The following is a 4,855-nucleotide window of genomic DNA, read 5'->3' on the forward strand; positions in this document are numbered from 1 at the left end:
ACCCTGGAGGAGGAGAACATGAGGAACCTGATTGCCAAACTGGCCCTGGCCGCTGTCCGCGGCTTGGCGCCGATCGCGTGGCGCTTTGTTCAGCCGTCCGCCGGACGGCCGCAGGACTGACGCACCACCAGCCGGCACGGCAGTTTTCTGATGCCTGGCGCGGCGGATTTGCCGCCGACCAGGGAAAGCAGGGTCAGCCCGGCCTCGCGGCCGAGGGCGGCCAGGTTCATGTCGACCGAGGTCAGCGGCGGGCGGGGCGCCTCGGCCACGATCTCCCAATTGTCGAAGCCGATGACGCCGACATCATTGGGCACGCCGAGGCCGCGTTCGCGCAGAGCATCGATGACGCCGCGCGCGATCTGGTCGTTGCCGCAGAAGACAGCGTCCGGTTTTTCGCCGCTGCCATCGAACAGTTTTGCCACGGCGTCATGTCCCCAGGCTTCAGACCAGGCGCCGAGCAGCGGCTCGATCACCGGCAGGCCGTTTTCCGTCAAGACGGCGCGGTAAGCCTGAGCCCGTTCGTGCACCACGGCAAAGCTCGCCGGACCGGTGACATGGGCGATGCGCTTGCGGCCGAGCCGGCGGAAATGCTCGATCGCCAGCCGCGCCCCGCCGCCATCGTCGGAGACGAAGGCGACAGCGTCGGGATCGGGCTGGGTGAAGGCATAGATCACCGGGACGCGCAGGTTGGACAGGTCGACCGGCAAATGGCGGTCGATGCGCTTGCCGGTGGCGATGATGCCGTCGACGCGCTTGTCGAGCATGGCCTCGACATGGAGCTGGCCGAGGCGCGGATCCTCCTCGACATTGCACAGGAACACCGAAACGCCGGCATCGACCAGGGCGTCCGATATGCCCGACATCAGCGGCAGCGAGAAACGGCCATAGGTATCGTTGGTAAGCAGGCCGACGGTGAAGGAGCGCCGCCTCAGCAGGCTCTGCGCCAGGCTGTTGGGACGAAATCCCAGGCTGCGCGCCGTCTCGCGGATGCGCTCGCGGGTCTCGGCCGTCATGCGCCCCTGGCCGTTGAGCGCCTTCGACGCGGTGGCGACGCTGACGCCGGCCCGGGCGGCCACGTCACGCAAGGTGACGGGCTTGGGAAAGACCGGAATTGGCTGATCGTCCGATGCCATCGCGGCAAGAATCCTTAGCTGGGAAAAGGTTTTCCCTTATCGGCCGGAATAAGGCCCGGCCAATGGCCGAGCCTGATCGGGACTGTTTGGAAAAACCTTTTCTCAACTCAAGCTAGGGCACATCAAAGACCTGTTCAAGAGAAAAATTGCAGTCGCTGGCGCGATCGGATTTCGCGGGGGCGCGGCCAATCGGTGCCGGGTTCACAGGTCGCCGTGCGCATTCATGGACTCAAGACCGCTTCGGCAGCTTCTCAGCGGAAATCATCCGATGTCAGCACATACAAGCTCTTGTGGGTGCGGCTGTAGGCCTTGGCGGCGACGTCGTGGATCGTGGAACTCGACCTGTCGAAGGCGGCAAGATAGCCGGCCTCGTCGGCGGTGGTGTCGGGCTGCATCCTGGTCATGGCATCGGCGGCCACGGAGAAGGAAATCTGCAGCATGCCGTCATGGCCGACGAAGCGGATGCGTTGACCGGCCACGTCATAGCTGCGGCTGCGGTTGGGGAAGGTCAGGCTCATGTCTTGACCCCCGTTGCGGCGGCCTTCTTGGCCACCCGTTTCGCCTTCGGCGTCGGGTTCAGAGCTTCGGCCACGCGGTCGGCTTCTTCCTTGGCCAGCCGCAACTCCCTCAGCCGTTTCGTCTTGATCTCCCTGGCACGCGCCTCGGACATGTATTCAGCGGTCGCCTTGTTGTGCTCCGCCGTCTTCTTCTGCTTGTCGACAAAGCGGGCTTGGGCTTTTTCCATCAGAGTCTGATTGCCATCGGCCATCGAACAAATCTCCTTCATGCTGAAATCGTGAAAACGAACTTGTCCGATAAATAGGCGCTCGGCAGGAAAAATTCAATCTTTCGAATTATTTGGCGCTTTGCCGGCGCCGAGAAAGCGAGCGCTGAAATAATACTTTTGAATATTTTCCCGCGGCCAAGATTATCCTTGCCTCCGGGAAATGTAGGTTGGGCCGAGGTGCCAACGGACGCTATTTCGAACGGAAATCCGTTTCGCACCTTCCTGAAATTGCCTAGGATGGTCCGGTGGTCGATTGGGGGCGTTTGCGGAAAACGGAACCGCGATTCTGTATACGGAGACAAGCCATGTTTGCCGCCAAGGCCATCGACGCCTCCAACAAGGCCGAATTCTACCGCGACCTCGCCAAGCAATTGAAGGCATTGCTGGAGGGCGAGGGCGATTCCATCGCCAACGCCGCCAACACCTCGGCGCTGATCTTCCAGATGGTGCCCGACCTCAACTGGGCCGGCTTCTACTTCCTGGCATCGGACGAGGAACTGGTGCTCGGCCCCTTCCAGGGCAAGCCGGCCTGCGTGCGCCTCACTGTCGGCAAGGGCGTGTGCGGAACGGCGGTCGAGCTCGGCACTTCGATGCTGATCAAGGACGTGCATGATTTCCCCGGCCACATCGCCTGCGACGCCGACTCGCGCTCCGAACTGGTGGTGCTGCTGGAAGACGAGGAGGGTGTCTTCGGCGTGCTCGATCTCGACAGCCCGACGCCCGGCCGTTTCGACAGTGCCGACCAGGCCGGCATCGAGGCGCTGGCGGCAATCTATGTCGCGGCGAGTTCGTTCGAGGATTGAATCCGGCTCACAATCAGATTCAGACAAGGCCTCCTGGAGCGGTTCAGAGTTTGATAGAATCTCTGACCCAGGGGAAGCGCTAGGCGCTTCTCCCGGGAAAACCGCTACGCACTTTTCCTGGAATTGCTCTAAGCCCTTGTTTTGACAGATGCCGTGTGCCCCTATGCCTTCACGCGCAGGGACAGGCGGATCAGGCCAGCTTCACCAGCATCAGGCTGAAGCCGCCGATGAACAGGAAGGCGCAGAAGGCGAGCGCCAGCGGGCGCAGGCCGCGCGAGCGAAGCTGCGAAATGTCGGCCTGCAGGCCCATGGCGGCGAGCCCCATGGTCAGCATGATGGTGGTGGCAAGCACTATCGCCTGCTTCACTTCGGCCGGTACCGCCACAAGGCTGTTCAGCGCCACGACGGCGACGAAGGCGGCGACGAACCACGGCATGGGCGGGCGCGCCGCCGAGGGGTCGCCGCTCTTGCGGCGTGCCATCAGGCCGAGCGCGATGACCATCGGCGCCAGCATGGCGACGCGCGTCAGCTTGGCCACGGTGGCGATCTCGCCGGATTGGGTGCCGTTCTGGAAACCGGCGCCGATGACCTGCGCCACCTCATGGATCGAGGCGCCCGCCCACAGGCCAAAAGCGTGCTGGTCGAGGCCAAGCAGCGGCGCCAGCAGCGGGAAGCCGAGCATGGCGACTGTGCCGAACAAGGTGATCGAGGCGACGGCATAGGTGACGTCCTCATCGCGCGCGTCGGTGACGATGTTGGTGGCCACGATCGCCGAGGCGCCGCAGATCGAAGTGCCGGCGGCGATCAGCTGCGCCAGCTTGGCATCGACGCCGATCAGCCGGCCGAGCGTGATGGTGAAGAGGAAGGTGGCGCCAAGGGTCGCCGCCACGATGCCGACGCCGCTGGCGCCTATCGAAACCACCTGGCCGAGCGTCAACTGGAAGCCGAGCAGCACGATGGCGAAGCGCAGCAGGCGCTTTTGCGAGAAGGCGATGCCGGCCCTGGCGTGCGCCGGCGTGCCGAGCACATTGGAATAGACCATGCCGGCCACGACGGCCAGGATCATCGGGCTGAACAAGGCGAAGCCGGAGACATTGCGGGCGGAGAAGGCGACGGCCGTGATCATCGACACCAGCACGATCCCGGGGATGATGCCGTTCCACAGGGAATCGAGGCGCTTGCGGCCCCGCGCCAGATCGGCGGAAATCCTGCTTTTCGGAATATCGTTCGCGATGCGGGTCAGGGAAGACAATGCAATTCTCCAGGCGGGTATCCCGGGGAAATGCCATTTCATAATCGATCTTTCCAACGAATTATTTTGGTTGGAATGATCTATTTTTACGAACGATTGGCCGTCCAAACGGTCTCAAGGACGCGTGGGCGCATTGCTTATGGCTTGGCGATGCATCGCACCGAGCTGCGAGAACGCAATCCGTCGGGCTACAACAAGTCCTGCCACCGCCGTGCGCCATGAATGACACGCACGATCTCCGCACCGTCGTCCGTTTGGCGATAGAGGATCAAGTAGTTTCCCGCAGGGAACGTGCGCAAGCCCGGTCGCACTTCCGGCCGGGCAATGCCCATGCCCGGCATGTCGGCGATGCGTTCGCAATGGGCATGGATTTCGTCATACCAACGCAACGCCGCCGCAGGACTGTCCTCGGCTATATAAAGCGCGATGGCTTCGATATCAGCTTCGGCCTCCGGTCGAAGGCGTAGCGTCATCGCGATGTGCGCTCGGCAATCCTCGCATCAAGCTTGCCTTTGATCCGGGCGAAGGCATCGCGGCCGTCGACCGGATCGCCGCTTGCCATGCCTTCGTCCCAAAGCCGGCCTAGCTCGTCGATGGCTTGGTCGCGTTGCATCCGACGAAACTTCCACTCGCGCAAGGCCTCGCGCATGACTTCGCTCGCCGAAGCGTATTCGCCCGCCGCAACGACCTCGCGCATCATGGTTGCCATTTCGGGCGTGAGGGCAACGCTCACTTTCTCGACATTCGCCATCGGCGGGTTCTCCTACCTGGGCAAAGTAGGCAAGTTTACCACCGGCCGCAAGGAGGCCAGGTGGCGCATGACATCAAAGCTGTGCCTCGATCGCCGCCTTGTCGATCACCGACCAGACGTTCCTGATCC

General features: G+C 63.0%; 7 protein-coding genes. 1 reads left to right on the forward strand and 6 read right to left on the reverse strand.

Annotation, left to right across the window (positions count from 1 at the left end; genetic code table 11):
* Nucleotides 1-89: 89 nt before the first annotated feature.
* The 3 genes from EOA36_RS27800 to EOA36_RS27810 all read right to left on the reverse strand — a co-directional run bounded on the left by EOA36_RS27800 (nucleotide 90) and on the right by EOA36_RS27810 (nucleotide 1,902).
* Nucleotides 90-1,133, reverse strand: coding sequence for a LacI family DNA-binding transcriptional regulator (locus tag EOA36_RS27800; RefSeq protein ID WP_127280274.1), 1,044 nt, complete (start codon nucleotides 1,131-1,133; stop codon nucleotides 90-92).
* Nucleotides 1,134-1,384: 251 nt separating this feature from the next.
* Nucleotides 1,385-1,651: a DUF1488 domain-containing protein gene (locus EOA36_RS27805; RefSeq protein ID WP_127280275.1), complete on the reverse strand. Its 267-nt coding sequence runs from the start codon at nucleotides 1,649-1,651 to the stop codon at nucleotides 1,385-1,387.
* Nucleotides 1,648-1,902: a hypothetical protein gene (locus EOA36_RS27810; protein ID WP_127280276.1), complete on the reverse strand. Its 255-nt coding sequence runs from the start codon at nucleotides 1,900-1,902 to the stop codon at nucleotides 1,648-1,650. The genes EOA36_RS27805 and EOA36_RS27810 overlap by 4 nt, the downstream gene beginning before the upstream one ends.
* A 323-nt stretch (nucleotides 1,903-2,225) precedes the next feature.
* On the opposite strand from EOA36_RS27810, the gene EOA36_RS27815 reads away from it, so the two are divergent.
* On the forward strand, nucleotides 2,226-2,723 hold the full coding sequence (locus EOA36_RS27815) for a GAF domain-containing protein (RefSeq protein WP_127280277.1): 498 nt from the start codon (nucleotides 2,226-2,228) through the stop codon (nucleotides 2,721-2,723).
* Nucleotides 2,724-2,913: 190 nt separating this feature from the next.
* Here the strand turns inward: EOA36_RS27815 and EOA36_RS27820 are convergent, their stop codons facing one another.
* From EOA36_RS27820 to EOA36_RS27830, 3 genes are all read right to left on the reverse strand, one after another.
* On the reverse strand, nucleotides 2,914-3,975 hold the full coding sequence (locus EOA36_RS27820) for a YeiH family protein (RefSeq protein ID WP_127280278.1): 1,062 nt from the start codon (nucleotides 3,973-3,975) through the stop codon (nucleotides 2,914-2,916).
* A 188-nt stretch (nucleotides 3,976-4,163) separates the two neighbouring features.
* Nucleotides 4,164-4,448, reverse strand: a complete 285-nt coding sequence (locus tag EOA36_RS27825) for a type II toxin-antitoxin system RelE/ParE family toxin (protein ID WP_127280279.1) — start codon at nucleotides 4,446-4,448, stop codon at nucleotides 4,164-4,166.
* The gene (locus EOA36_RS27830) at nucleotides 4,445-4,726 is read right to left on the reverse strand and encodes a type II toxin-antitoxin system ParD family antitoxin (protein ID WP_127280280.1); all 282 of its coding nucleotides are present in this window, start codon (nucleotides 4,724-4,726) and stop codon (nucleotides 4,445-4,447) included. The genes EOA36_RS27825 and EOA36_RS27830 overlap by 4 nt, the downstream gene beginning before the upstream one ends.
* Nucleotides 4,727-4,855 lie beyond the last annotated feature (129 nt).

The organism is Mesorhizobium sp. M8A.F.Ca.ET.021.01.1.1 (assembly GCF_003998025.1).
Taxonomy (GTDB): domain Bacteria; phylum Pseudomonadota; class Alphaproteobacteria; order Rhizobiales; family Rhizobiaceae; genus Mesorhizobium.

What these genes read in the sequence shown, in the direction of transcription:
- EOA36_RS27800 (WP_127280274.1), bottom strand. Translation starts at nt 1,133, where the DNA reads ATGGCATCGGACGATCAGCCAATTCCGGTCTTTCCCAAGCCCGTCACC.
- EOA36_RS27805 (WP_127280275.1), bottom strand. Translation starts at nt 1,651, where the DNA reads ATGAGCCTGACCTTCCCCAACCGCAGCCGCAGCTATGACGTGGCCGGT.
- EOA36_RS27810 (WP_127280276.1), bottom strand. Translation starts at nt 1,902, where the DNA reads ATGGCCGATGGCAATCAGACTCTGATGGAAAAAGCCCAAGCCCGCTTT.
- EOA36_RS27815 (WP_127280277.1), top strand. Translation starts at nt 2,226, where the DNA reads ATGTTTGCCGCCAAGGCCATCGACGCCTCCAACAAGGCCGAATTCTAC.
- EOA36_RS27825 (WP_127280279.1), bottom strand. Translation starts at nt 4,448, where the DNA reads ATGACGCTACGCCTTCGACCGGAGGCCGAAGCTGATATCGAAGCCATC.
- EOA36_RS27830 (WP_127280280.1), bottom strand. Translation starts at nt 4,726, where the DNA reads ATGGCGAATGTCGAGAAAGTGAGCGTTGCCCTCACGCCCGAAATGGCA.